The sequence below is a fragment of the Nocardia glycosmidis genome, assembly GCF_052545115.1.
Map to the genome: position 1 here is coordinate 38651 of NZ_JBQWRH010000011.1, position 26234 is coordinate 64884.

Annotated in this window: 28 protein-coding genes; 17 read left to right on the plus strand and 11 right to left on the minus strand. The window is 68.1% G+C overall.

The features are described from left to right. Window positions 1–2 precede the first annotated feature (2 nt). Complete coding sequence (locus tag ACT86A_RS15590; RefSeq protein WP_445092845.1) at window positions 3–890, minus strand: ABC transporter permease; 888 nt, start codon at window positions 888–890, stop codon at window positions 3–5. Next, window positions 880–1686 (minus strand): ABC transporter ATP-binding protein, encoded by an 807-nt coding sequence (locus ACT86A_RS15595; RefSeq protein ID WP_445092846.1) that lies wholly within the window; start codon window positions 1684–1686, stop codon window positions 880–882. Before ACT86A_RS15595 ends, ACT86A_RS15590 begins: the two co-directional genes overlap by 11 nt. 148 nt (window positions 1687–1834) lie before the next feature. On the opposite strand from ACT86A_RS15595, the gene ACT86A_RS15600 reads away from it, so the two are divergent. From ACT86A_RS15600 to ACT86A_RS15635, 8 genes are all read left to right on the plus strand, one after another. Then, window positions 1835–3517: an ATP-binding protein gene (locus ACT86A_RS15600; RefSeq protein WP_445092847.1), complete on the plus strand. Its 1683-nt coding sequence runs from the start codon at window positions 1835–1837 to the stop codon at window positions 3515–3517. Then, window positions 3499–4173: a response regulator gene (locus ACT86A_RS15605; protein WP_445092848.1), complete on the plus strand. Its 675-nt coding sequence runs from the start codon at window positions 3499–3501 to the stop codon at window positions 4171–4173. Before ACT86A_RS15600 ends, ACT86A_RS15605 begins: the two co-directional genes overlap by 19 nt. Before the next feature lie 64 nt (window positions 4174–4237). Next, complete coding sequence (locus ACT86A_RS15610; protein WP_445092849.1) at window positions 4238–5290, plus strand: Gfo/Idh/MocA family protein; 1053 nt, start codon at window positions 4238–4240, stop codon at window positions 5288–5290. A 73-nt stretch (window positions 5291–5363) separates the two neighbouring features. Continuing rightward, the gene (locus ACT86A_RS15615) at window positions 5364–6173 is read left to right on the plus strand and encodes a M50 family metallopeptidase (RefSeq protein ID WP_445092850.1); all 810 of its coding nucleotides are present in this window, start codon (window positions 5364–5366) and stop codon (window positions 6171–6173) included. Window positions 6174–6307: 134 nt separating this feature from the next. After that, the gene (locus ACT86A_RS15620) at window positions 6308–7228 is read left to right on the plus strand and encodes a DUF5995 family protein (RefSeq protein ID WP_445092851.1); all 921 of its coding nucleotides are present in this window, start codon (window positions 6308–6310) and stop codon (window positions 7226–7228) included. Window positions 7229–7340: 112 nt separating this feature from the next. Beyond that, window positions 7341–7772, plus strand: a complete 432-nt coding sequence (locus ACT86A_RS15625; RefSeq protein ID WP_445092852.1) for a MarR family winged helix-turn-helix transcriptional regulator — start codon at window positions 7341–7343, stop codon at window positions 7770–7772. Window positions 7773–7789: 17 nt separating this feature from the next. Next, on the plus strand, window positions 7790–8212 hold the full coding sequence (locus tag ACT86A_RS15630; RefSeq protein WP_445092853.1) for an organic hydroperoxide resistance protein: 423 nt from the start codon (window positions 7790–7792) through the stop codon (window positions 8210–8212). 16 nt (window positions 8213–8228) lie between these two features. Continuing rightward, window positions 8229–9206: a zinc-binding dehydrogenase gene (locus ACT86A_RS15635; RefSeq protein WP_445092854.1), complete on the plus strand. Its 978-nt coding sequence runs from the start codon at window positions 8229–8231 to the stop codon at window positions 9204–9206. Between the two features lie 7 nt (window positions 9207–9213). On the opposite strand, the gene ACT86A_RS15640 is transcribed toward ACT86A_RS15635, so the two are convergent. Both ACT86A_RS15640 and ACT86A_RS15645 read right to left on the minus strand, forming a co-directional pair. Next, window positions 9214–10770 (minus strand): phytoene desaturase family protein, encoded by a 1557-nt coding sequence (locus ACT86A_RS15640; RefSeq protein WP_445092855.1) that lies wholly within the window; start codon window positions 10768–10770, stop codon window positions 9214–9216. Window positions 10771–11028: 258 nt separating this feature from the next. Then, complete coding sequence (locus ACT86A_RS15645) at window positions 11029–11721, minus strand: hypothetical protein (protein ID WP_445092856.1); 693 nt, start codon at window positions 11719–11721, stop codon at window positions 11029–11031. 293 nt (window positions 11722–12014) lie between these two features. Between ACT86A_RS15645 and ACT86A_RS15650 the strand changes: the two genes are divergently transcribed. Then, window positions 12015–13700: an Hsp70 family protein gene (locus ACT86A_RS15650; protein ID WP_445092857.1), complete on the plus strand. Its 1686-nt coding sequence runs from the start codon at window positions 12015–12017 to the stop codon at window positions 13698–13700. Window positions 13701–13866: 166 nt separating this feature from the next. Here ACT86A_RS15650 and ACT86A_RS15655 read toward each other — a convergent pair whose 3' ends face one another. Continuing rightward, entirely contained in the window at window positions 13867–14562 is a 696-nt protein-coding gene (locus ACT86A_RS15655) for a DUF8020 domain-containing protein (protein WP_445090346.1), read from the minus strand. An 84-nt stretch (window positions 14563–14646) separates the two neighbouring features. Beyond that, on the minus strand, window positions 14647–15579 hold the full coding sequence (locus ACT86A_RS15660) for a PDR/VanB family oxidoreductase (RefSeq protein ID WP_445092858.1): 933 nt from the start codon (window positions 15577–15579) through the stop codon (window positions 14647–14649). A 145-nt stretch (window positions 15580–15724) separates the two neighbouring features. Between ACT86A_RS15660 and ACT86A_RS15665 the strand changes: the two genes are divergently transcribed. The 8 genes from ACT86A_RS15665 to ACT86A_RS15700 are packed head-to-tail and all read left to right on the plus strand — an operon-like array spanning window position 15725 to window position 23473. Beyond that, window positions 15725–16885 (plus strand): acyl-CoA dehydrogenase family protein, encoded by a 1161-nt coding sequence (locus ACT86A_RS15665; RefSeq protein WP_445092859.1) that lies wholly within the window; start codon window positions 15725–15727, stop codon window positions 16883–16885. Between the two features lie 10 nt (window positions 16886–16895). Continuing rightward, complete coding sequence (locus ACT86A_RS15670; protein WP_445092860.1) at window positions 16896–17420, plus strand: YiiD C-terminal domain-containing protein; 525 nt, start codon at window positions 16896–16898, stop codon at window positions 17418–17420. Continuing rightward, window positions 17417–18310, plus strand: coding sequence for an alpha/beta hydrolase family protein (locus tag ACT86A_RS15675; RefSeq protein WP_445092861.1), 894 nt, complete (start codon window positions 17417–17419; stop codon window positions 18308–18310). Before ACT86A_RS15670 ends, ACT86A_RS15675 begins: the two co-directional genes overlap by 4 nt. Window positions 18311–18319: 9 nt before the next feature. Next, complete coding sequence (locus tag ACT86A_RS15680; protein WP_445092862.1) at window positions 18320–19453, plus strand: ABC transporter ATP-binding protein; 1134 nt, start codon at window positions 18320–18322, stop codon at window positions 19451–19453. Between the two features lie 35 nt (window positions 19454–19488). Next, window positions 19489–20862: an ABC transporter substrate-binding protein gene (locus ACT86A_RS15685; protein ID WP_445092863.1), complete on the plus strand. Its 1374-nt coding sequence runs from the start codon at window positions 19489–19491 to the stop codon at window positions 20860–20862. Beyond that, window positions 20859–21716: a metallophosphoesterase gene (locus ACT86A_RS15690; RefSeq protein WP_445092864.1), complete on the plus strand. Its 858-nt coding sequence runs from the start codon at window positions 20859–20861 to the stop codon at window positions 21714–21716. Before ACT86A_RS15685 ends, ACT86A_RS15690 begins: the two co-directional genes overlap by 4 nt. A 4-nt stretch (window positions 21717–21720) precedes the next feature. After that, window positions 21721–22671 (plus strand): carbohydrate ABC transporter permease, encoded by a 951-nt coding sequence (locus ACT86A_RS15695; RefSeq protein ID WP_445092865.1) that lies wholly within the window; start codon window positions 21721–21723, stop codon window positions 22669–22671. Continuing rightward, window positions 22661–23473: a carbohydrate ABC transporter permease gene (locus tag ACT86A_RS15700; protein WP_445092866.1), complete on the plus strand. Its 813-nt coding sequence runs from the start codon at window positions 22661–22663 to the stop codon at window positions 23471–23473. Before ACT86A_RS15695 ends, ACT86A_RS15700 begins: the two co-directional genes overlap by 11 nt. A gap of 33 nt (window positions 23474–23506) precedes the next feature. Here the strand turns inward: ACT86A_RS15700 and ACT86A_RS15705 are convergent, their stop codons facing one another. The 5 genes from ACT86A_RS15705 to ACT86A_RS15725 form a co-directional block, all read right to left on the minus strand. Further along, complete coding sequence (locus ACT86A_RS15705; RefSeq protein WP_445092867.1) at window positions 23507–24004, minus strand: hypothetical protein; 498 nt, start codon at window positions 24002–24004, stop codon at window positions 23507–23509. Window positions 24005–24161: 157 nt separating this feature from the next. Continuing rightward, a complete protein-coding gene (locus ACT86A_RS15710) occupies window positions 24162–25043 on the minus strand; it encodes a phosphotransferase enzyme family protein (protein WP_445092868.1) in 882 nt (293 codons plus the stop codon). After that, entirely contained in the window at window positions 25040–25210 is a 171-nt protein-coding gene (locus ACT86A_RS15715) for a hypothetical protein (RefSeq protein ID WP_445092869.1), read from the minus strand. The genes ACT86A_RS15710 and ACT86A_RS15715 overlap by 4 nt, the downstream gene beginning before the upstream one ends. 96 nt (window positions 25211–25306) lie before the next feature. Further along, entirely contained in the window at window positions 25307–25543 is a 237-nt protein-coding gene (locus tag ACT86A_RS15720; RefSeq protein WP_445092870.1) for a hypothetical protein, read from the minus strand. Window positions 25544–25756: 213 nt separating this feature from the next. After that, window positions 25757–26125 carry an NUDIX hydrolase gene (locus ACT86A_RS15725; protein ID WP_445092871.1) on the minus strand — a complete coding sequence of 123 codons (369 nt, stop codon included), beginning with the start codon at window positions 26123–26125 and terminating at the stop codon, window positions 25757–25759. Window positions 26126–26234 lie beyond the last annotated feature (109 nt).

The window sequence follows — 26234 nt, forward strand, 5'->3', positions numbered from 1 at the left end:
GATCAGATCCCGTGGTTCGACGTCGCCTGCGACGGGCGCCATTTCAGCAACCGGTTCTCCGCCATGCCGATCCCCCATTCCGCGATCAGCGCGATCACGGTGATGATGATCATGCCCGCGTAGATGCCGGCCGAGTCGAAGGTGCCCTGCGCATTGCTGATCAACAGGCCCAAACCCTTGCTCGCGCCCGCGTATTCGCCGACCACCGCACCGATCAGGGCGAAACCGAAGGCGGTGTGCAGGCTGGACAGAATCCAGGTGGTCGCGCTCGGCAGCACGATCGACACCAGCACCTGCCTGCGACTCGCGCCGAGGATGCGGGCGTTGTTGATGACATTGCCGTCCACTTCGCGCGCACCGGTAAACGCGTTGAAGAACACCGCGAAGAACACCAGCACCACGACCGTCGCCACCTTCGAACTCAGTCCGAGGCCGAACCAGATGATGAACAGCGAGGCGAGCACGATACGCGGAACCGCGTTGAGCGCCTTGATGAACGGCGCGAGCACCTCGGCCCAGTACCGGCTGCGGCCGAGCAGCACGCCGAGTACCACACCGGCCACCGTTCCGATCGCGAAGCCGAGCACGGCCTCCTGCACCGTGGTGTAGATCTGCAGCCAGATCGAGCCGAACTGGGTGCCCTCGGTGAACCACTCGACCAGCCGCGCCCAGATCAGCGACGGCTTGGAGTAGAAGAACGGGTCGATCCAGACGGTCGCGGTGAGCTCCCACGCGCCGAGCCACAGCGCCACGAGCGCGGCGCGCAGACCCCAGGTGCGAACGCGGGCGCGGCGCGCATTGGTTCGCACCCTGGCCAGAATCTGCTCTTCGGTCTCGTTCTCCACCACTGGCTCCGCAGCGGTGCCCGCGACCAGCACGTCATGCGACACGGGAGGCTCCCTTCGCTCGCGCCGCCTCGACCTGATCGCGCAGCGTTTCCCAGATTTCCTGGTAAATGTCGCGGAACTCGGTGGTCAGTCGCACATCCTCGACGCTGCGCGGCCGCGCGAGCCCGACCGGGAAGTCGCCGCAGACGGTGGCCGGGCTCGCGGTCATGACGACCACCCGATCGGCGAGCACGATCGCCTCCTCCAGATCATGGGTGACGAAGATGACCGCCGCGTTGGTCCCCGCCCAGACCCGCAGCAACTCGTCCTGCATGAGCTGGCGGGTCTGCACGTCCAGCGCGCTGAACGGCTCGTCCATCAGCAGGATCTCCGGCTCGTTGACCAGCGTCTGGGCCAGCGCGACGCGTTTGCGCATACCGCCCGACAGCTGGTGCGGGTAGTACCGCTCGAAACCGGCCAGGCCCACCGTGCGCACCCACGCCGATGCCTTCGCGCGCGCGTCGGCTTTCGACGCGCCGCGCAGGCGCGGACCGAGCGCAACATTGTCCAGCACGCTCTTCCACGGCAGCACCGCGTCTTGCTGGAACATGTAGCCGATGCCGTCCGGGATGCCGTGGACATCCTTGCCGCGCACCAATGTGCGGCCGGCCGAGGCCGGTTCCAGCCCGGACACCAGCGACAGCGTGGTGGACTTGCCACATCCGGTCGGACCGACGACGGCGACGAATTCGCCGGGTCGCACCGCGAGGTTCAAGTTCCGCACGGCAGTGTGAATGCCACCGCCGGTGCCGGGGAAGCGCTTGGTCGCGCTCCGCAGCTCGATGAGTGATTGCGTCATTGCTTCCTACTCCTGCGAGATCGGGACAGAGCGACCGTACGTGTCACCCGTCACACCGCCGAGCTTGTGCGCACAACCGGCACAAACGCGGGATTCGCCGGTTTTGCGCATTCTGCTCACGGCCCCCGGAGTGGTCTAGGCTGCGCCTATGGCCACTGAAGGCGCGCGGGCCGTGCGGTTGCGGACCCAGGTATTGCTGTCGCAGATCGTGGTCGTCACGTTGACGCTCGGTGTCGCGTTCGCGGTGTTCGGCTACCTCAGCGATCAGCGGCTGCGCGACACCTACGGGCAGCGCGCCCTGGCCGTCGCGCGCACTGTCGCCGCCGACCCGGTGGTGCGCGCGGAGGTAGCCCGGTACGCGCCCGGCGCGGTTGCCGACGACGCCGTAGTGCGTCAGGAACTCGCCTCGGGTCCGCTGCAGCGGCTGGCGGTGGAGGCGACCCGGCGCAACCGGGCGCTGTTCGTGGTGATCACCGACGACGCGGGCATTCGGCTCGCGCATCCCGACCCCGACCGACTCGCCGAACACGTCAGCACCGACCCGTCCGAAGCCCTCGCGGGCCGCGAGTCGATCACCGAGGAACGCGGCACCCTCGGCGACTCGGTCCGCGCGAAAGTGCCGGTGCTCACCTCGGATTCCGACCGCGTCGTCGGCGCGGTGAGCGTCGGCATATCCACCGACGCGGTGCACGACCAACTCCTGGACGATCTGCGCACCGCGGGCGCGCTGGTCGGCGCGGCGCTGCTGGTCGGCATCGTCGGCTCGATCCTGCTCGCCCGGTGGTGGCGCGGGCTGACGCTCGGGCTGGAGCCGGACGAGCTCGCCGAACTGGTCCGTGGCCAGGCCGCGGTGCTGCACGGCATCGGCGCCGGTGTGCTCGCGGTAGACGCGTCGTGGCGCACCACGTTCGTCAACGACGAGGCCCGCCGGCTGCTCGGCATCGCCGCCGACATCGGTCGACCGGTGGACGAGATCGGGCTGCCCCTTCGCGTGCTGGCGGCATTCCGGAGCCTGGACGAACAACCCGCTCCGGCGACGGTAGGTTCACACATCGTCATCGTCTCGGCGCGGCGGGTCAGCCGCGATGGACGCGATCTCGGCGCCGTGCTCACCGTGCGCGACCGCACCGACGTGGAATCGCTGACCAGACAGCTGGACGCGGTGCAGTCGATGAGCACGGTGCTGCGCGCCCAGCGGCACGAATTCTCCAACAAGATGCACCTGATCAGCGGCCTGCTGCACAGTGAGCGCGTCGAGGAGGCGTCCCGGTCGATCGACGAGCTGATCGGCGCGGGCCCGCTCGGCCCGGCGACACCGGGCATCGATGCCATCCACGATGCGTACCTGCAGGCGTTCCTGGCCGCCAAGGCCGCGCATGCCAGGGAGAACGGCGTGGATCTCGTACTCGGACCGAACACCTGGGTCGAGGGCAGCCTCGCCGATCCGGTGGACGTGACGACGGTGCTCGGCAATCTGCTGGACAACGCGATGGAGGCCGTCCGCCACCGCCCGGTGCGACAGGTGGAAGTCGAACTGGTGCAGGAGGATTCGACATTGCACATCATTGTCGCCGACAGCGGTGACGGAGTGGCGCCGGCGCTGGTCGATGCGCTGTTCACGGAGGGCACCTCGACCCACGAGGACCCCACCGTCCCGGGTGGTCGCGGGGTCGGACTCGCCCTGATCCGACAGATCGCGCGCGCCCATGGCGGCGATGTGCGGCTGTCCAGTCCGGGTGGCGGCCGGCCGCCGCTCACGGGCGCCGAATTCATCGCCCGCATCCCCGGAGTGCTGGTCGACAGCGAGGTGCCGTGGCCGCAACAGCTCTGACCGTCGTGGTCGTCGACGACGATTTCCGGGTCGCCAACCTGCACGCCGGAATCGTCGAGTCCATTCCGGGATTCGCCGTGGCGGGCACCGCCAACACCCTCGCCGCCGCGCGGGCATTGGTGGCGGCGGAGTCGATCGATCTCGCACTGGTGGACGTCTACCTTCCGGATGGCTCCGGCATCGATTTCGTTCGCGAGATCCGTTGTGACGCCATGATTCTCACCGCGGCCACGGAGAGCGACGCGGTGCGAGCGGCGATCTCCGCGGGCGCCCTGGCCTATCTGGTCAAGCCGTTTCCGCAGTCCGAACTGGCCGCGCGGCTGGCCGCGTACGCTCGGTACCGGCGTATCCTCGCCACTGCGCAGATCGACAACACCCGGGTTTCCGCCGCGCTGCAGGCGTTGCGCCCGGCGACTACCGCGACCCCGCCGACCGCGGCGGTGTCCTCGCCAACGAAAGACCTTGTTCTGCAATCCATTCGCGAGGCAGGCGCGCCGCTGTCCGCCGGTGAGGTGGCCACCGCCATCGGCGTCTCCCGCGCGACCGCGCAACGCTATCTCGCCGCCCTCGTCTCGAGCGGTACCGTTCGCATGCGCCTGCGCTATGGCAGCACCGGACGGCCTGAGCAGGAGTACTCGGCGGCGCCGTCGCGCTGAACAGACCGGAAACTCGCGGCGTCGGGCGCGGAGCCGAGCCAACCAGCAGCGGTAGCGTCGCACCATGAGCATCCTCGAAGTCGCTGTGGTCGGGTACGGCTTGGCGGGGTCGGTGTTCCACGCTCCGCTCATCGCCGCCGATCCTCGGATGCGGGTATCGGTGGTGGTCACGTCGTCGGTGGAACGCGCCGAGCAGGCACGCCGGGAGCACCCGGGGGTACGCGTGGTCCGGCACCCGGATGAGTTGTTCACCGCGCCGGGCAGGATCGGTCTGGTGGTGATCGCGACACCCAACCGCACGCACGCGCCACTGGCCCGGCGGGCACTCGACGCCGGGTTCCCGGTGGTGGTGGACAAACCGTTCACCGTCACGGTGGCCGACGCCGAAGATCTCCTCGCGCGAGCGCGGCGGTCCGGGCTGCCGCTGTCGGTCTTCCAGAACCGGCGCTGGGATGGTGACTTCCGGACGCTGTGCGAACTCGTGGCGACCGGAAAGCTGGGCCGAGTGCATCGTTTCGAGTCGCGGTTCGAGCGCTGGCGTCCGGCACCGAAGGGCAGCTGGCGGGAGATCGGCTCCCACCAAGAGGGCGCCGGCATTCTGCTCGACCTGGGCAGCCACCTGGTGGATCAGGCTGTGACGCTGTTCGGCCCGGTGCGCTCGGTGTACTGCGAACTCGACCGGCGCCGCGCGGGGATCACCACCGACGACGACGCGTTCGTCGCGCTCACGCACAGCAATGGCGTCCGGTCCCAGCTCTGGATGAACGCTGTCGCCGCCCAACTCGGCCCGCGCTTTCGAGTACTCGGCTCCGAAGCCGGTTATCTCACGTATGCGCTCGACCCGCAGGAGGATGCACTGCGGTCCGGTCGCCGCCCCGACGACGGAATGCCATGGGGCGCAGTCGGACCCGAGCGCTGGGGCGTCCTGGGCGCCGAACCCGACTTCGCGCCGCTACCGACAGCGCCGGGCGACTACCCCGCGTTCTACTCCGCGATGGCCGCCGCCGTACTCGACGGCGCACCGGTTCCGGTCGATCCACGCGACGCGGTCACCACCGTCCACCTGCTGGCGAAGGCACGGGAGTCGGCTGCCGCCGGTCTGACGCTCACCGCCTGACCGTCACGGCCGTTGCCGTGACCGGAAAACCTGGCCCCGAGCGCGGGCGTAGGCGGGCGGTTAAGGTGCGGCGGTGGATAGAGCGGAATTTGTCGAGCGCGGCGTCTCCATCGTCGACCGTCTGACGACGACGCAGGCGCAACCGCCGTGGTGGCTGGTGGTCGCGGCTGCGGTGGCGGCGCTCGTGCTGGTGGGTTACACCCCGATCTGGCGGTTGACCCGCAACGTCGTCACGATCGCGCATGAAGGCGGGCACGCCGTAGTCGCGCTGCTGACCGGCCGCAAGCTCAACAGCATCCGCTTGCATTCGGACACGTCGGGCCTGACGGTGTCGAGCGGAAAGCCCTACGGCCTCGGGATGATCCTCACCACGATGGCGGGCTATCCGGCGCCGCCGCTGCTCGGTCTCGGGTTCGCCGCCCTGCTCGGGGCGAGCCGGATCACGCTGATGCTCTGGACCGCCATCGCGCTGCTGGCGGCGCTGCTGATCAAGATCAGGAATGTGTACGGCGGCATCACCGTGCTGGGTCTGGGCGGCGCGGTCTTCGTGGTGTCCTGGTTCGGAACCGACACGCTGCAGGCGGGTTTCGCCTACCTCGGCGCGTGGTTTCTGCTGCTCGCGGGGGCACGTCCGGTAGCCGAACTGCAGCGTAGCCGCTCCCGGCAGCGACGCTCTCGCCATCACGAGGTCGACTCCGACGCCGACCAACTCGCGCGGCTGACCCGGCTACCCGGCCTGCTCTGGGTATTCGTGTTCGGCGCGATCGCGGTCGGTGCGCTGCTGCTCGGCGCGGGACTGCTGATCGCGGGATCGCTGAGCTCCGACATCGCCGAGTTCTGCTCGCCTACCGGGTCCGCGGGGTTTTGTTCCGCGCAGCGCTGACCGCCGCGCGGCGCCGGACGCCCAGCTCGGTTAGGGTCGAGACCCGCCCTGCGCCACTACTGTTTCGCGGACGACACCGCACCGAGCAGAGTCGCTTCGGGCGCTTTTCTCGATTCACCACCTCCGGAGCGATGATGCCGAACAGCCGCGTAGCCGCGTCGAATACATCTCTGCGCCAGTTTTTCTCGACAATCGTGCTGGTCGCCGGTGTTCTGGTGCCAGGGTTTCCAGGTGGCGCCACCGCCTCCGCCGCGTCGATCGAGGCAGCTTGCGGCACGCCGTTGGCACCCACCGAAACAGCGGTCGTCGCTACGCTTTCCGACACCACGACGCTGACCGGTTCGTCGCTGCAGCAACTGGAACAGGCGATCGACCATCATCGGCGGATCACCGAAATCCTGGTCCGCCATCGTGACCGGCGCGGCCTGTTCGCGCTCGGGCTCGATGAGGTCGAACACGCCGCGGTGCTGCCGTTGCAACGCGACCCGGCGTCATTCGCCGACCCGGAGTGGGCACACCGGATCAGTCTCGAACTGCTGTCGCGCTTCCTGCGCGCTGTGCATGCCGAATTCACCGGCGCGCCGGCCGAACCCCACTGGGCGTACTACTTCGACCTGGCCCGCCGATGCGAACTGTCCCCCGCCCGCATCGCGATGGCCGGCTACAACGCCCACCTGACCGTCGACCTGTCCTACTCCGTCGCGGCGGTCGGCGGCACACCGGCCAACGCACCCGATTATTTCCGCATCGTCGACGCGATCGCCCAGCAGGGCGCACTGATCGTCAGCTCGACGAACGCGGTCTACGGCGCCGACCTCGGACCACTGTGGCGGCTCTATTTCCTGGGCGACGGCATGGACCAACTGCTGGGCGAAGGCGTCGCGACCGGTCCGCTGCTCCGCTTCGCCGACGCGGGCGCGAATGTCGTCATCTTCGCCAACGGTCTTGCCCTGCGAGACCCGGCCCTGGTACCGGCGACGATCGCCGGGATCGACGCCCTGTGGCGCGGCCTCGACCTCGCTTTCGATGCGCTGACGCGCCTCGGCGGTCTCTAGCGACTCGCATCCCGGCTGCCTTCGGGCTCAGGGTCTCGCCGAAGAACCGGTGTGACGAGGGCGACTGCCTTATCTATTGTGCACAATATAGTTGTGCACTACATTACTGCTCATGGCCGATAGCCTCACCCTCGACGAGCAACTGTGCTTCCCGCTCTACGCGGCGTCCCGGGCGATGACGGCGGCCTACCGCCCGAAGCTGGAACGACTCGGGCTCACCTACCCGCAGTACCTGGTGATGCTGGCACTGTGGGAACGCGACGGACGCAGTGTCGGCGATATCTGCCATGCGCTCGCCCTGGATTCCGGCACGCTGTCCCCGCTGCTCAAGCGGCTGGAGGCAGCGGGCCTGATCGAGCGGCGGCGCTCGGTGGCCGACGAACGTCGTGTCGAGATCCAGCTCACCGAGCGTGGCCGCGCGCTGCGCGCCGGAGCGTGCGGGATCCCGGCCGAGATGGCCGAGTCCTGCGGCCTGTCCGCAGCGGAAGTCCTCGCGCTGCGCGAAACCTTGCGGCGACTGACGAACTCCCTGATGTCGCACTGAACGAAGGAGAACACCACATGCCGATCTTGTACACCGCCGAAGCCCTGGCCACCGGCGACGGGCGCAACGGCCACGCCCGCACCACCGACGGCAAGCTCGACCTGGATCTGTCCACTCCAAAGGAATTCGGCGGCGACGGCGAGGGCACCAACCCCGAGCAACTGTTCGCGGCGGGCTACGCGGCGTGCTTCCACTCGGCGCTGCGCCTGGTCGGCAAGCAGGCCGGCGCGAACACCGACGATTCCGCGGTCGGCGCGAAGGTCGGCATCGGCCCGAACGACGCGGGCGGCTTCGGCCTGGCGGTGACTCTGGAGGTCTCGCTGCCCCATCTGTCCCGGGCGGACGCGCAGGCGCTCGCCGACAAAGCACACCAGGTGTGCCCGTACTCCAACGCGACTCGCGGCAACATCGACGTCGACGTCCTGCTCGCCGAAGACTGATCGCGAAGGAGCGGATATGCGTGCGGTAGTCATCGAAGCATTCGGCGAACCGGAGGACGTGCTCACCACCGCGGAACGCCCGGTACCGGAACCCGGTCCGGGCGAGGTGCGGCTCGCGCTGATCCTGTCGCCGATCCACAATCACGACCTGGCCACCGTGCGCGGTACGTACCGCAATCGGCCGGAGCTGCCCGCCATCCCCGGCAGCGAGGCGGTCGCGCGGGTGGACGCGGTGGGTCCCGGCGTCAGTGGCCTGTCGGTCGGCCGGCGGGTGGCGGTGTTCGGCGCGCAGAACGTGTGGGCCGAGTATTTCCTGGCCTCGGCCCGGCAGGTGATCGCGCTGCCCGACACGGTCCCCGATGAGACCGCCGCCCAGCTGCTGGCCATGCCGTTGAGTGCGCTGCTGGTGATCGAAGACCTGGATCTGCAACCGGGCCAGTGGCTGGCGATCAATGCCGCCAACGGCGCTGTCGGCAGGCTCGTCAACGTCTTCGCCCGGCAACGGGGTCTGCACGTGCTCAATCTCGTGCGCGGGTCCGCCTCGGTCACCGCGCTGCGTGAACTCGGCTACGAGCCGGTGCTCGACACCGAGAGCGAGGGCTGGCGCGAGCGGGTCGACGCGGTCACCTCCGGTACCCCGATCGCCGGGGCGATCGATCAAGTGGGCGGCCGCGCGGCAGCCGATGAACTGGCATTGCTCGCGCCGGGTGGTCAGCTGATCGCCTTCGGCCTGCTCTCGGGGCAGCCGATGCAACTCGATCCGGCCGGGCTCATGTTCAAGCAGATCGTCGTCAAAGGCTTCTGGGCCGCCAAGCGGATCGAGGAGATCGGCGCCGAGCAGCACGGACGGCTCGTCGCCGAGCTGGTCGACCTCGCGGCCCGCGGCGTGCTCCGGCTGGACATCGAAGCCGCCTATGCGCTGGAAGCCGCGGTAGCCGCCGCGGCGGCCACGCAGACGCCAGGTCGCAACGCCAAGATCGCGGTGAAGCCTTAGTCCCAGCTCAGCGTGCCGTATCGGCGAGCACGGCCATCGCGGCGTTGTGCCCGGGAATCCCGCTGACCCCGCCACCTCGGATCGCCCCCGCACCGCACAGGAACACGTTGCGATGGCCGGTCGACACGCCCCACCGGGCGGCGGGGTCGGCGGGGTCGGCGTCCTCCGGGAGATACGGAAAGGCCAGATCTCGGTGAAAGATATGGCCGCCGGGCAGGCCCACCTCGCGCTCGAGTTCGGGTGGGGTCATCGCCTCCAGGCACGGCGCGCCGTTCCCATCCGTCGCCAGACAGTCCGCGATCGGCTCGGCCAGCACCGAATCCAATTGCGCGAGCGTCGCTTTCACCATCTCCGTCTTCGTGCCCGCGGGATCGGCGGCGAACAGTTTCGCCCGTGCGTGCAGCCCGAACAGCGTAAGGGTGTGCACGCCCTGCTCGGCGAGGTCGCGCGTCAAAATTGTGGGGTCGGTCAAAGTATGGCAGTAGATTTCGGCCGGCGGAGCGGACGGAACCCGTCCGATCGCCGCCTCGCCATAGGCTCGATCCAGTTGGGCGTACGACTCACCGATGTGGAAAGTGCCGGCGAAGGCCTCACGCGGTTCTACGTTGGTGTCGCGCAGCCGCGGTAACCGCCGCAGCAGCATGTTCACCTTCAGCTGCGCGCCCTCGGGTTTCGGCGGCAGCGGCTCGCCGAGCAACTCGGCAAGTGTGTACGGTGCGGCGTTCACCAGGACGTAGCGCGCACCGACCTTTCCGTCTGAATAGCCGACTTCGGCGGTGCTGCCGTCGGTTTCGATGCTCGTGGCCGCACAGCCCGTGACGATCTCGACGCCGGCCGTACGCGCGGCCTCGGCCAGCGCGTCGGTGAGCGCGCCCATGCCGCCGATCGGGACATCCCAATCGCCGGTGCCCCCGCCGATCACGTGGTAGAGGAAGCAGCGGTTCTGCCGCAGCGACGGATCGTGTGCATGGGTGAATGTGCCGATCAGCGCGTCGGTGAGTACCACACCGCGCACGGTGTCGTTGTCGAAAGTCGACTCGATGGTCTCACCCAACGGGCGCTCGAACAGCGCTTCCCAGACCGCCGCGTCGTCCACCAGGTTGCGCAGCGCGTCCTTGGTGGGCAGCGGTTGGGTCAGCGTCGGAAACACCCGTTGCGCCAGCCGCCCGGTGGCGCCGTAGAACCGCTGCCAGGCCCGGAATTCCCGATCCGAGCCGGTGAGCCGCGCGAAACCGGCCTCGGTCCGCGCCTGCTGCGCGGACACCAGCAGGCCACCGTCGCCGACCGGCGTATATGACGAGATCTGTCGCCGTCGCGTCGCGAACCGCAATCCCAGCTCGTCCACGATCGACCGTGGCAGCAGGCTCACCAGGTACGAGTACCGCGACAGCCGCGCGTCGACGCCCGGAAACACCCGTTCCGACACCGCGGCGCCACCCGTGTGCCGCTGCCGCTCCAGTAGGAGCACCGACCGCCCGGCCCGCGCCGAGTACGCGGCCGCCACCAGACCGTTGTGGCCGCCGCCGACGATCACGACATCATAGGAGGAGCGGGTCGGCGTCATCTGTCTTCGATAGCACGGATCGGCCTGCGACGACAGCGTCCAGACCGGCACGAGCGGATGCCGGTCGCCGGACCGGCTCCGGCAGGACCGGAATCGGGCGGTGGGCCCGAGGACGTGGCGACGGCAGCCGCACGAGCTCACCATATCGCCGGCCACGACGACGGGTCACGGGACAGCACAAGGTGGCCGGCATGGGGCCGGTCGTCGGCTGGGGCACCCGCCGAGAGGTCGGCGAGTGCCGCAGAAATCGACTCGCCCTCAGTGCTCGGCGTTCCAGAAGCCGATGAAAACCGCCCCCCACCAGCAAATCTGAGAAATCACGCCGGTAGCGGCCGCCCAGACCAGCACACGCGGGGACAGCTGGGCCCAACGGTGCCGCTCGAGGTGCTTGCTGAGCATCAGCGCCTGGAGCCCGTTGAGTGTGAGGACGAGGATCAGGACCAGTTTGGTCCGGGTCAACACCGAGGCGATGTTCGGCTCCAAGACGCAGCCGCTGACGATCAGACCGACCAACCCGGCCCAGATCGGCGCATGCATTTGGCTGGTGCCGTGCAGCGCCGCCGCGAAGGTACTGCGCCCGACCAGCCAGCGCAGAACCAGGTAGTCCGCCATCAGCACCCCGCCGAAGCCGACGACCAGGGCGGCCAGGTGCACGAACAGCCCGGCGGTGTGCAGGACCGGATGGACGACCACATGGACGGAGACCCAGACGGCCGCCGCCAACGCCGCCGCCGCGAGCATCCCGGCGGCGGCCAGGGTCCACCACGAATCGTGCAGGTTCAGCGGCTTCTCGGGTTCCGCCACCGGCCACCGCCGACTACCGCCCGCCAGTCGGGCGCCGGTATGGCGCTCGCCCCACCGCACGGTATCGGCACGCGGGCCCGGCAGCACCACGATGACGGGTGCGACGGCGAGTGGGCCGGGAGTGTCGGCGAGTGGGATGCCGGTCACGGATTCCTCCGAACGAGACGATGCGAGCAAATTAGTTAGGTCAGGCTAAACTATCCTCTCGGTCGGGTAAAGGTCGTGCCGGATGAGGGACGGCACGACCGACCCGAACACGATGGGAATGGGTTATGTGTGGCGTTGGTCTGAGTGTCGGCACAGTGAACTCGGTGGCGGCCGCCGTATCCGGAGGAGTCGAGAAAGGAATACGAATTTGCCGCACGCAGGCCGCGCGGCCAGGAGCCAACGGCGCTGTGCCGTACCTGACCGAAATTCGGGATTCCGCTGCTGAAATCACTGTGAGACCGGTTGCCGACGACCCCATTCTGTCCGATGCCGAAGTCGTCGCGGCGATGGCGAGTTATTTGATCGACGCGATTGATTCGAACGCCGATGCGGTATTGGCCTGTCCGGCAATATATTCCGTCGAGGAATTGTCCGCGCTGCGGGAAGCGCTCGATGCCGTCGGGTTGGCGCGAATCGCGTTGACACCGGAACCGATCGCCGCTGCGGCTTGGCTCGAAACGCAGTGCGAGCCAGAAGATTCCGCAGCAATACTGGTCTACGATCTGGGTGGCAGCGGTCTCGACATCACGTTGCTGCGGACCGAGCCCGGCGGTGGCGCCCGGATCGTCGGCCGCCCGCTGCGCTCGTCGGCGCTCGGTGGGCGGGCGTTCAGCACGCTGCTGGCCCACTACGCCCACGATCGCACTGCGGACACCACCGCACCCGGTTTGCCCAGCGAGCTACCGGACGCGGAGGTGGCCGGATTGCGCGCCGGATTCGTCCGATCATCGGTTCCGCTGCTGCACGAGTGCATCCGGGTCGCCGGGCTGGCACCCGCGGATGTCGACCGAATACTGCTGGTAGGCGGCGCGGCCCGGCCGGTCGAGGTAGCCCAGGTGCTCGCGGACGAACTCGGCTGCCGGGTGGTCACGGCGTCCGATCCCGCGCAGTGCATCGCGACCGGTGCCGCAGTCCTGGCCGAACGCGGACTCGGCAGCGCCGAACTCCTGGTTCCGTCACGGACCGGTCATCCAGCGAAAGGTCTCGCGGCGCTGGCCGGTGCCGCTGCTGTCCTTGCTACGGCGGGTGTGGTGGCGCTGTACGGCGCGAATCCTGCCGAACCGAGCGGCCCGCCGGCACAAGCGCTGGATGCGCGCGAGGTTGTCCCGCTCATTCCGCTCATTCCATACGTTCCGGACCGTCCGGGACAGAGCGATGGGCATGCGGTCCGCGCCGGCTCGGACCAGCCGCATACCGTGCGCATAAGCACCGATTATCTTGTCGGCTACCGCAATTCGACACTCCAAGCCGAAGCTGCTCTGGCTGCCGAACGGCCGGACGCGCCGCATTCCACGCCGAAGCCGGACACAACCATAGTGGCATCATCCACCGGCAACACACCACCGGCGCCGGTCCGGTCGGACACCTCGGGAACCGGCGGATTGCGACCGGGAACCGGCGCAGGCGCCGAAATACCCGCCGATCTCACCATACCGACGGTCGGGAGTTCGCGGCCCCCGCAGGTGCCGGCCGCGGTCGACCTCGCAACGGTGCGCGACGCGCTCACACCGATCGATTCCACACCGATCGATTCCACGGCGAACGCGTCCGCTCGGTCGAGGGTGTCCCCGGTGGGCGAAGCCGCGAGTACGCCGAACGCTGCGAGTGGCGGGGCAGCGAGTGGCCCAGCCACCAGCACATCGCACCCGTCCGGTGGAAGTGCGGCAGGCGACACCGCAGGAACACCGACCCGATCGACCAAAGCCGGAACCGACCCCCACACCGGAGCGCCGAGTCAGCCTGGGCGCGGCGCGGGAAACGACTCCACCACAAGTGCATCGAGCCGATCGGATGCAGACGCGGGACCCCATTCCGGCGCGAACACGTCGAGACAGCGGGACGGAAGGACGGGCGGCGACTCCGGCACCAACGCGGGCAGCGACTCCGCCGCAAGGACCGGGTCCCGCGCTGGGGCTTGACCAGCGCGGCGACCATCGAAGGGCTCGACACCGACTTCGCTTCCCCGCGGCGGTGGCCCAGGCAACCGGGTCCCCGCCGCCGAACGGCGAAGACCCCGCCCGGCCCGGTGGCCGAACGGGGTCGGGTGTCCCCCAACGAACGAGACGTCGGGTTCTTCGCCACTACCTACTTCGCCTGGACAGGAGGCTGGTTGATGGTGGAGAAGTACTGGATGGCCGCACCGATCGCGACCGGGGCGGTGACCAGCAACTGACCCGCGATGGTGCCGAGGGCGCCGATCGCGACGATGCCGCCGAGGCAGCCGATCGCGGCGGCCGGGATGAACGCGCCGAACAGGCCGATGATCGCCGCGGAGGCGACGGTCGCGCCCGCGATTCCGCCGAGCACGCAACCGACCGCGGCGCCGCCGATGCCGCCGACCAGGGTGCCGAGCGTGGCGCCCATGGTGATGGTGCTGGTCATCCGGGACCAGGCGGCCTGTTCCCGGTCGTACTCGTTCTTCCAGGGCGCCTTGTCCTCGAACGGCAGGGCGACCGGCTTGTAGGCCGCGTGCGTCATGTCGAACTGCGGGGTCAGAGTCGCGGTGTGGTCGGCGATGTCGGCCGCGATCGGGAACTCGAAGTCATCGACCCGGAACTTCAGCGGCATGCCGGCGAGCACGGTGCCATTGACGGCCTTGATCTTGAACACGCCGTCCTCGACGACCATCGAGCCGGCGTCCGTCGTGACGATGGACTGGGTGTCGGTGGCGTAGGCGGTGAAGTCGACCGCGTCCTGCGTGTCGGGCTGCGCACCGGCCGAGCCGGACGCGATCCCGACTGCGGCGACCAGACCTGCGGCCACCGCGACGATTTTCCTCATCCTGGTTTGTTTCCTCTCGGGTTTTCTCGGGAAAGCGGCCACGTCGAACGCGCCGCACGCCAGCCGCGGATCACGGCCGGCAGGTCAGAGATCGAGCACGAGCCGGCCGGACTTCGCCCGCGAGACGCACAGCATCATCGTGTCGCCACGCGCCTGCTCCGCCGCGGTGAGCACGCTGTCCCGGTGCTCGATATCGCCGGTGAGAACAGCGGTTTCGCAACTGCCGCAGGTGCCTTCGCGGCATGAGGTGACGATGCCGATCCCGGCCGATTCCAGAACGTCGGCGATGGACTGGTTCGCGCCGACCTGAAACGTCCGTTCGCTGGCCGCCAACCGCACCTCGAACGCCTCGTTCGGGGCGAACCGCACCGGCCGCGGCACGAAACGCTCTAGATGCACCGGCACACCGCGTCGCGCTCCCTCGGCTTCGACGGCAGCCAGCAGCGGCTCGGGGCCGCAGCAGTACACGACGGTGTCGCGGACCTCGTCGAGGATCCGCGCCAGCGGCAGCAGCCCATGCTCGTCCTGCGGCAGCAGGTGCGCTCGCGGATAGCGCTCGGTGATCGCGTCGGCGAAGGCCATGTGCTGCCGGGTGCGGCCGCCGTAGTAGAGCGACCAGCGCGCTCCCGACGCTTGCGCGGCGGCCAGCATGGGCAGGATCGGGGTGATCCCGATCCCCCCGGCGAGGAAGACATAACTCGCGCAGGCCACCAGCTCGAAGTTGTTGCGCGGCAGCGAGACCCGCAGCACCGAGCCGGGCTGCGCGGCCCGGTGCAGGTAGGCCGAACCACCGCGCCCGTCGGGCTCGTGCAGCACCGCGATGCGCCAGTACGACCGGTCGGCGGGATCGCCGCACAGCGAATACTGCCGTACACCTGCCGCGCCGACCGCGACGTCGACGTGCGCACCCGGTGTCCACGACGGCAGCTCGCCGCCGTCGACGGCCCGCAGATCGAGCGCGAACACGCCCACGGCCTCGTCGCGGCGACGCCAGACTCGTACCGCTATATCAGTCATTTCCGTCCCTCGGCCCGGCAATGTCTCCGCGATCACCGTGGCCGAGATGTGCCGGGCCCGCAGCGGAGGAACAGGCAGTCGATTCGCGCAATCGACGTTGACTATCGCCCCCGCCCGCACGCGCGGACCACCGGAGACTGACGCCATGACCACTGTGGCGCAATTGGTGGACAAGACCACCCAGTTCATCCGAGACCAGGTCGTCCCGGTCGAACGCGAGGTCGTCGTCGACGGGCGGATGATGGACGACGCGCTGCGGCTCGAGCTGCAGAAGAAGGCGAAACAGGCCGGTGTCTTCGGCCCGCTGTCGGATCCGCGGTACGGCGGGCTCGGGTTGGACACCCGCGCCCAGGCGCAGGTACTCGAGGCCGCGGGCGCCAGCCTGCTCGGACCGATCGCGCTGAACGCGTGGGCGCCGGACGACGGCAACATCCACCTGCTGGCGCATGTGGCGAACGAGCAGCAGCAGCAGCGCTACCTCGCGCCGCTGGCCTCGGGCGAGGTCCGGTCCGCGATCGCGATGACCGAACCGGCACCCGGCGCCGGATCCGACCCCGGCATGCTGACAACCGTCGCCGAGGAGACCGGTTCCGGCTGGATCATCAACGGCGCCAAGCATTTCACCACGGGCGCACAGGGCGCGGCGTTCACCATCTGTGTGGCCCGCACCGCGGACGGGCCGACGATGTTCCTGGTCGACCAGGACAACCCTGGGCTGCGGGTGGGGCGCCGGATGCCGACACTCGATCACACCAGCGCGCCGGGCGGCCATTGCGAGGTGACCTTCGCCGACTGCGAGGTGCCCGATTCCGCCGTGCTGGGCGAGGTCGGCCAGGGCTTGGCGCTCGCTCAGGTCCGGCTCGCGCCCTCGCGTCTGGTGTTCTGCATGAATTGGCTCGGACTGGCCGTGCGCGCGCACCGGCTGACCATCGAGCACATCGGCACGCGCACGTCGTTCGGCGTCCCGATCGCCGAGCACGGGTTGGCGCAGGGGCTGATCGCCGACAACGAGATCGACATCGCCGCGTCCCGCGGCGTGATCCGCACCGCCGCCGAGACCATCGACGCGCAGGGGCCGACGTCCTCGCAGGCGCGCCACGACGCGTCGATCGCCAAGACGTTCGTCTCCGAGGCGGTCTGGCGGGTGCTGGACCGGGCGGTGCAACTGCATGGCGGCCTCGGTGTCTGCGAGGACCACCTGGTTGCCCGATTCCTGGTAGAAGCCAGGGCCTTCCGCATCTACGAGGGACCGTCGGAGGTCCTGCGCTGGTCCATCGCCCGCCGCGCGCTGCGCGCCAAACGCTGAAGGAGACACTATGACCACGCGTGAAATCGCCGGATTCGCGGCGGCCTACCCCGAACTCGACTGCGCTGCCGTCGATTACGAATACCTGCGCGCCGTGTCGCAGGAGCTGGTTCCGTTCGGCCGTCAGGTCGGCACGGTGATCACCGAAATCGGCCCGCAACGGGCTGTCGTCGAGATCCCCGCCACCGGCACGGTGCGCAACCATATGGGAACCGTGCACGCCGGTGCGCTGTTCACCGCCGCCGACATCGGCGGAGCGGCCGCGTTCGTCGGCGCCGCGGCCACCCGGCTGCGCAGCGTCGAACGGTTGGTGCTGCGCGGCGCGACCGCGTCATACCGCAAGCCCGCCGTCGGCCGCATTCGCGCTATCGCCACGGTCGACGAGCGCGAGCTCGCCGACGTCCTCGCCGCGACCGCGTCGAACCGGTTCGAGCTGTCCGGCAAGGCGACGCTGCTCGATGACAGCGACGTGGCCGTCGCCAAGTTCACCTTCGACTACGTCTGCGACGTCACCATTCCGGAGGGCGACCGATGACCACCACGGCACCGCAGCATCGCCCGGAATTCAGCACGCTGGAGTCGACCGAGGTCAGCACCGCTGACGGTGTCGTCTTCACCGTCCGCTTCCTGCCCGCGCAGAAACCGGACACGCCGGTCGTGCTGATCCTGCCCGCCATGGCAATGAAGGCGAAGAACTACTTCGCGCTGGCGAAAGAGCTGCATGCCCAGGGCCTTTCGGTCGCTATGACCGATCTGCGCGCGCACGGCGAGGCCAAGCCGGAGCTGGGACTGCACCGCGATTTCGGCTACCGCGAGATGCTGGAAACCGACCTGCCCGCGCTGGTCGCTGCGGTAGGCGAACGCTTCCCCGACGCGCCGATCCACCTGTTCGGGCACAGCCTCGGCGGCCAGCTGGCGCTGTTGTTCACCGCCGCCGAGCCCGAACGGATCGCCGGCGTGACCGTCATCGGCACCGGCACCGTGTTCTGGTGGGCTTTCGGTGTGCGGCGCTGGTGGGAGGCGCTGAGCCAGATCCAGTGGATCGGCCTGGTGTCCCGGTGGAAGGGCCACTGGCCCGGCGGCGTGCTCATCCCGGCCCCGATGCCGGGCGGCGTCATGCGCGACTGGTCGATGCATTCGCTGACCAGCTACTACCGCCCGAAGGGCAGCGCTCGCCGGTACAACACGCTGCTGCGGACCATGACCGCGCCGGTGCTGGCCATCTCGCTGTCCGACGACGTGCTCGGCCCGAAGTCCAACGTCGACTTCCTGGTCTCCCGGATGCCCAGCGCGCGGGTGACCCAGTGGCACATCGACGAGAACTCACCCGTCGAGCACCGCGACCACTTCCTGTGGCTGAAGGACTCGCCTGCGATCGCGGCCAGGGTGGCGGTCTGGGTTACCGCGGGCGAGCTGCCGAGCTGAGGAGTATCGGTGGCACGACTGCGAATCGAAGCGGTATCCAAACAATTCGGCGCGACCTACGCGGTGCGCGAGGTGAGCCTGGACATCGCCGACGGCGAGTTCCTGGTCTTGCTCGGCCCCAGCGGATGCGGCAAGTCCACGCTGCTGCGCATGGTCGCCGGCCTGGAGGACCCGACCGGCGGCCGAATCCTGCTGGACGACACGGACATCACCCATCAGGCGCCGCAGCGGCGGGATCTGGCCATGGTGTTCCAGAGCTATGCGCTCTACCCGCACCTGACCGTCGCGAAGAACATCGGTTTCCCCCTGCGCGCCCGGCGCGTATCCCGAGCGACGATCGCCGAGCGGGTGTCGGAGGTGGCCGCGATACTCGGGCTGACCGAGCTGCTGCGGCGCCGGCCCGCAGCGCTGTCGGGCGGGCAGCGGCAGCGAGTGGCCCTGGCGCGCGCCATGGTCCGTGATCCGGGCGCGTTCCTGATGGACGAACCGCTGTCCAACCTCGACGCGAAGCTGCGCAGCGCGACCCGCGCCGAACTGATCGCGCTGCACCAGCGGCTCGGCGCGACCTTCCTGTACGTGACCCACGACCAGGTCGAGGCGATGACCATGGCCGACCGGATCGCACTGCTCAACGAGGGCCGCGTGGAGCAGGTGGGCACGCCGACCGAGCTCTACGACCGGCCCCGCTCGACCTTCGTCGCCGGATTCCTCGGGGCGCCGCCGATGAACCTGTTCCCCGCTGTCGTCACCGAGCGCGACGGCGCACTGCGTGTGGTGGCCGATGGCATCGACACCGAATTGGCCATCAGCGCCGCGGATTTCGGTGACGACCTCGAGGTGATCGCGGGTATCCGCCCGGAACACCTGCGGCTGGATCCGGCCGGCGCCGATATTCGCGGCCGGGTCACGATGGTGGAGAACCTGGGCAGTGAAGAGCTGATCCATCTCACCACCGGCGACCGCATCCTCTGTGCCCGGGCGCCCCGCCCCGCGGGCGTCACGGTCGACGACAGTGTCGCGCTGCGCGTCGACCCGGCGCACATCCACCTGTTCCATGCCGCCTCCGGGCTGCGCCTGACCTGGCAGCAAGCGCGGCAGGACACCCGAATCGACAGCGCGGACGAACCCGTAGCCGTCGCCTGAACCCCCCACATCCCAACTCGATGAGGAGACACACCGTGAAACGCACCGCGCCCATTCTGGGCCTGGTGTTCGCAACCACCGTCGCGCTCAGCGCTTGCGGCGGACTCGGGAGCACCACCACCGACTCGAATACCGACGCCGCACTGATTCCGGAGCTGAAGCCGGATCAGCAGGTGTCGATCGTCTTCGAGTCCTACAACTACGGACTCGCCGGCGCCTGGACCGACACCTTCAACTCCCTGATCGCCGACTTCCGCACGAAGCACCCGAACATCACGGTGACCGCGCAGAAGCCGCAGGGCAACAGCCCCAACCCGGCCACCGACACCATCTCCAGCATCCAGAACCAGATGGTGGCGGGAGCGCCGCCGGACGTCGCGCAGCTCGGCTTCAGTGACCTGGATTTCACCATTCACCAGCTCGGCGCCAAGCCGCTGGACAGCCTGGTCGGCAAGCAGGAGGTGCAGCGCAACTTCGACGGCGCCGCGCATCCCTTCGCGCCGAAGGCGCGCACGCTGGCCGACTGGGACGGCCACACCTACGGCGTTCCGTTCGTGTTCTCCACTCCGGTGCTGTACTACAACGCCTCGCTGTTCGCCGACGCGGGACTCGATCCCGCGAAGCCCCCGACGACCTGGCAGCAGGTCGCCGAGGCCGCCACGGCGATCACCGGGAAGACCGGTAAAGGCGGCGTCTACGTCGACTGCCTGACCAAGACCGCCAAGGACTGGTGCTTCCAGTCGATGGTGCGTTCCAACGGCGGCCGGGTGATCTCCGAGGACCGCACGAAACTCACCTTCGCGGACGCGCCCGCGGTCGAGGTCGCGGCGATGAGCCAGCAGCTGGTCAACTCCGGCGGCATGCCCAAGTTCAACCAGAAGCAGGGCTACGAGGCGTTCGCCCGCGGTGAGATCGGCATGATCCTGGAGACCAGCGCGATCCAGGGCACCTTCGTCACGGGCGCCAAGGACAAATGGGACCTGCGGGCGGCGCCGATGCCGAGCTTCGCGAGCAAGCCCACCGTGCCGACGAATTCGGGTGCCTCGCTGCATATCCTGTCCAACGACCCGGCCAAGCAGCGCGCCTCCTGGGAGCTGATCAAGTTCCTGACCAGCGAATCCGCCTACACCAAGATCTCGCAGGGCATCGGCTACCTGCCGCTGCGCACCGGCCTGATGGACGATCCGAACGGATTGCAGGCGTGGTCGAAGCAGAACCCGCTGCTGGCGCCGAACGTCGCCCAGCTGGGAAACATGGAGCCGTGGATCTCCATGCCGGGCACCAACTATCTGCAGATCCGCGACGGCATGATGGATGCGGTCGAGGCCATCGTGTTCCAGGGCAAGGATCCGCGGTCCACCCTCACCGCCGCCCGGGACCAGGGCGCCAAACTTCTTCCCCCGTCATGAGCATGGCGACGATCGTCCAGCTCACCGACACCCATATCCGGCCCGCCGGACAACTGGTGCACGGGATGGTGGACACCTACGCCAACCTCACCCATGTGTTGCAGCAGCTGCGGGCATCACGACAGCGCATCGACGCGTTGGTGCTCTCGGGAGATCTGACCGACACCGGGTCACCCGAGGCGTATCGGCGGCTGCGCGCGGCCGTCGAGCCGGTAGCCGAAGAGCTCGGCGCGAAAACGGTTTACGTGATGGGTAACCATGACGAGCGCACCGCATTCGCCACCGAGATGCTCGGTGTAGCTGCCGCATCGGTCGATCCGGACGTCACCCACGATCAGGTGGTCGATGTGGCGGGCGTGCGGGTGATCGCGCTGGACAGCACGACACCGGGACGGCACGATGGGCGGTTGGAGGAACGGCAACTGGATTGGCTCGCCGACCAGCTGCGCGAACGCGCCCGGCACGGCACCCTGCTGGTACTGCACCACCCGCCGATCCGCTCCCCGATCGCCGCCACCGAGTACCTGCGGCTGGAGCAGCCGGAGCGGCTGGCGGAGGTGCTGGCGGGCTCGGACGTGCGGCTGATCATCTGCGGGCACAACCACCTCACCGGCGCGGCGGCGCTGGCCGGGATACCGGTTTGGATCGGTCCGGCGCTGTCCTACCGGATCGATCCGATCGCGCCGGTGGACCGGCATCGTGGCCTGACCGGCTTCGGGTACAGCCGCATCGATCTGCTCGGCTCGACGCTGGTGGCCACCGCCATCGAGGCGACGCCCGCCGAGGTCGTCTACGACCGGCCCAAGCAGGACGTGCTCGAACAGCTCGCTGCGCTGGCCGCGGAGGCCGGGTGACCGGATGTTCGTCGTCGAATCCCCGGCACTGACCGCGGAAACGCTCGATCCGGTCGCGTCGTCGCGCCGCCCCGCCCGGTTCCGCCGGGCGGGGCGGCTCGCCGTGCCGTATCTGTATCTGGCGCCCGCGCTGATATTGCTCGTCGTGTGGATCTACCGGCCGCTGGTCCAAGCGGTCGAGCTGTCCACGTATTCGTGGAACCTGCTGCCGACCGCGCCGATGAAACCGGTGGGCCTCGGCAATTACCAACGGCTGCTCGATCTTCCGGCCTTCTGGGACTCGATCGGCCGCACCGGGGTCCTGATCGTGGGCATGCTGCCGTTCACGGTGCTGCTGCCACTGCTGATCGCGCTGGCCAGCAGGCGGGTGCACGGCCGGGCGCGCACCGTCTATCACGCGTTCGTCTTCGCGCCGTTCCTCGTCGCGCCGGTCGCGGCGGCGGCCGTGTGGCGCTGGCTGCTGCACCCCGGCAGTGGTTTCATCGACCAGATCCTGCGCTCGGACCGCAACTGGGTCTACGACGCACAGACCGCGCATGAGGTGATCATCGGGATCACCGGATGGCAGCTGCTCGGATTCGCGGTGCTCGTGGTCTGGGCCGGACTGGCGGGTATCAGCGGCGAATACGACGAGGCCGCCATGGTGGACGGCGCGAGCCCGAGTCAGATCCGCCGGTGGATCACCTTGCCGCTGCTGTTGCCCACCCTGCTGTTCTTGGTGCTGACCACGGTATTGCTCAGTCCCACTTTGACTTTCCCCCTGATCGACTCGATGACACAGGGTGGACCGGCGCAGTCGACCACCAATATCTATTACCTGCTGTGGGACTACGCGTTCCACAGCTTCGACGCCGGGCTCAGCGCCGCGGCCGGTGTGCTGCTGTTCGCCGGATTCGGAGTGCTCGCCGCAATCCTGGTGTGGATCTCGGAAAAGGTTTCCTTTCATGACGATTGACCGGCTACGCACCGCGGGCAGCCACCTTCTGCTCGCGGTCACCGCGGTGCTGTGCGCGTTTCCGATCTACTGGCTGTTCGCCACCTCGTTGCGCCGGCCCGAGGACGTGACCTCGCTGGCACCGATCCCCTGGCCGATCTCGTTCGCCAACTACAGCGACGCGGCCGCGAAGGTCGATGTGCTGGGTCTGATCGGCAACACCTTCTTCGTCGCGGTGCTGTCGGCGGCGGGGCAGTTGCTGGTCGCGCTACTGGCCTCGTACGCGTTCGCGATGTACACCTTCCCGTTCCAGCGGGTGCTGTATCTGGCGTTCGTGGGCACCTGGCTGGTGCCGTTCCAGGTGACCATGCTGCCCAACTATGTGCTGCTGACCAGGCTCGGCCTGATCAATTCGCTGATCGGCGTGGTGCTTCCGACGCTGTGCTCGGCGCTCGCGGTGCTGCTGCTACGGCAGCACATGGCGAGCTTCCCGAAGGAGCTCGTGGCCGCGGCGAAGATCGACGGCCGCCGCTCGTGGTCGATCCTGTGGACCGTGGTCGTACCGAACTTGCGCCCCGCGCTGGCCGCACTGGCGATCCTGCTGTTCATCAACGCGTGGAACGAATACTTCTGGCCCGCGGTCGTCCTGCGGCAATCCAACAGTGTGCTCCAACTCGGCTTGCGCAGCTTCATGGGCACCGAGGGCGACCAGTGGGGACCGATGATGGCGGTGGCCAGCCTCGCCTGCCTCCCGGTCCTGCTGATGTACCTGCTGCTGCAACGGCATATTGTCAACGCGTTCGTGCGGTCGGGATTGAAGTAGGGCGGCGCCGACCGCTATTTCACCTGCTCGTGATCATGGCTGGCCGGTGGCGAACGCCTGTACTGCGTCGAGGAACTCCGGGCCGCCCAAGACGTATCCGCCGACGGTTCCACCGATCAGCGCGCCCATGGGGATGCTGATCCCCCAGATCAGGGGCAGAAACACCCCGCCGACGAGGCCGCCCACGATGGCACCGGCGACGACGCCGGGCAGGTTCTTGTTGATCTGCGCCTGGAGCCGGTCGTAGGAGCTGATGTCCTTCAGTTGCGCAGTATCTTCTGCCGTCGGGGTCGGTGTCAGGGGCAGGGTGCGGCCGTCCGCCTCGGACCTGCCATTCTCGTCGATAGTGATAATGGCCCTGTCGACTGGCGAAACGGTGATCTGGTAGTCGATTCCATGATCCACACCGGAAATTGTGTCCACCGCAGTAGGCTGCTCCGCCGAGGCCGGCTTTGCATGGGCGGTTGCGGCAGTGATACCCACAGCTGAAATGGCCATGAAAACGGCAACAGTGATTTTCTCGAACTTCATTCGTCGAATCCCTCCACTCAGCTGCCCCTGATGGGCGGACCGATTCAGACAATAATCGCCGAATTCAATGGTGCGTAGTACGCCACACACAGATCGAAGACACGGCTCGTCGGCAGGGATCTGCGCGCTAGGAGGTGCGCCGATAAACCTGCTTTGCCTAGAGGGCCTCCCATACCCACGGTTGCGGTGCTTGCCCCCGCACGCAAGCAATCCGATGCTTTGCCTGTTGTGCAGCAGCCTCGCTTGCTCCGGCTTGCCCTATAGCGAACGCCACCCAGCGAAGCTCCTGGATATCGGCGAAGAGTCTGAAGTCTGGCCATCCCGTGATGTCCTGGCCGCCATAAGCGTTTACGAACGACAGGTAGCCGGCCTCGGGAATCCGAGCGAAGTCCGAGTAGTCGACAGCGAGCTGAACAAGGTCCCATTCCGGCCGGCCGACCGACAACTTGTCGAGATCCAGCACCGTCGGAACACCTGATGGCGGCACGACCAGATTGCCTTGCCACGCATCACCATGAATCACCGCGATCCGTACCGGATCCGGCAACTCGTCATGTTGCCGGCGTAGTTCGTCGTATCGCGTCAGCAGCCACGTTCGGTCATCGTCGTTCACCGTGCCAGCCGTTGCCAACCGGGCGCGTAGATCACCGAAGGGGTCGTATCGCGGCAAGTCCGGATCGGTCGGCGGTGGCAACGAGTGGAGTGCACGGAGCATGGCGCCGAGCTCGGCAGGCGTCGCCGGCCGATGGTCCGGAATGAGATGCCACCAGGTCACGGGTCGGTCGCCGACAACGATCGGTTGCGGCAGTTCCGCTACCACCTCCACCGTGGGGATGCCAGAACTGTTGAGCCACTGCGATACTCGCAGCTCTCGCTGGGCATCCTGCAGGCTGCCCGGCCTTCCGATCCGCGCCACGATGTCACCGACCCGGTAGATGGCATGGGATCCTTCACGGATCGATTCCGGCTGATCCAGCTCGAGCCCGGCTTGTAGGGCTGCCTCCTCCAGTACTTCCTTGGATGCCGTCGTGGCGGTCATGGTGCTGCTTTCGCTGCGGTTCGGCGGGTGAGGACCTCGCGTAGTTCACGGTCGGCGGCGTCCTGCTGGCCGAGCCGCGCGATCCGGGCGACTACGCCACCCGGTAGGCGGAAGATCGGGTTCTTCCCGAGCTTGATCGGCGTCGCGGATCCAGCGGTGCCGGCCACCGAACAAGCAGATTCGAGAATTCGTACGAGTTCTGGACTCATGCGATCACAGAATCACAGAAAGCAATTCAGCCACAACCACTTTGAGGACACGCCCTACCCTTCCGTATCTGCAATCAGCGCAAAATATTCACCGAACGACTTCGTCAGGGCGTCCAATACAGCCTTCCCTTTGACGTCGGTCGCCGCCGAGGGGCGTCCGATGATTCCGCTGGAGGTGTATGCCGCCATGCCGAGCAGGTGAAGATGCGAACGGTCGGATACCTCGTGATCGGCGTGCCGGAAGGGTGTTCGCTGCGGTAGGTCGTTCGTGTGTACTGCCATCTCGTGCATCGAGCCCCCTCGGCTTACGCGATCTGGGGATGGGACAACGCCGGCGGCCCGCTCCTGAAACGGAGCGGGCTACGTCGATGGCGCATGGTCGAGCTACTGATCATTCCGTCTGGGCTGCTGTTGGAAGACGACGGAACTGCACGGACGGCACGCGGTAGGGATGTGCTCGAGGCGGGATAAGCCGTGGGCGTTCGATGAGGACACGGCGACCGCCTACCAGCCGTACACCGAGAACTGCTGGCCGACAGCGATCGAGTTCAGGGCCGCACGGCAATACGCAATCATCCGATCGGGCAGCTCGGATGGCGCGAACCATTCCAGCGCATCGCACTTGTCCGGTTCCTGATTGATCGGAGTCCCGGCCCAGCTGCTGACCAGGAAGAAGAAGGCAACCCGGCCGCCGGAGCTGGAATTGTGCATCACGTGCGCGAATCGCACGTCTTCGGGGGCGATCACCACACCGATCTCTTCGGCGGCCTCCCGCACGAGTGCATCGATGACCGACTCGTCGGACTCGAGGTAACTGGACGGCAGATGCCAGGCCCCATCTTCGTATCCCGTGTCGGCCCGGCGCCCGAACACCCTTCGTCGGGCCGCCGGCTCCCTGGAACCGGCTGCCCGTCGCGGTGTTGGCGCACTACCTCGCCGCCCTCCGTGAATGGGCGGATACCCCAGAAACGTCCCGGAGCCG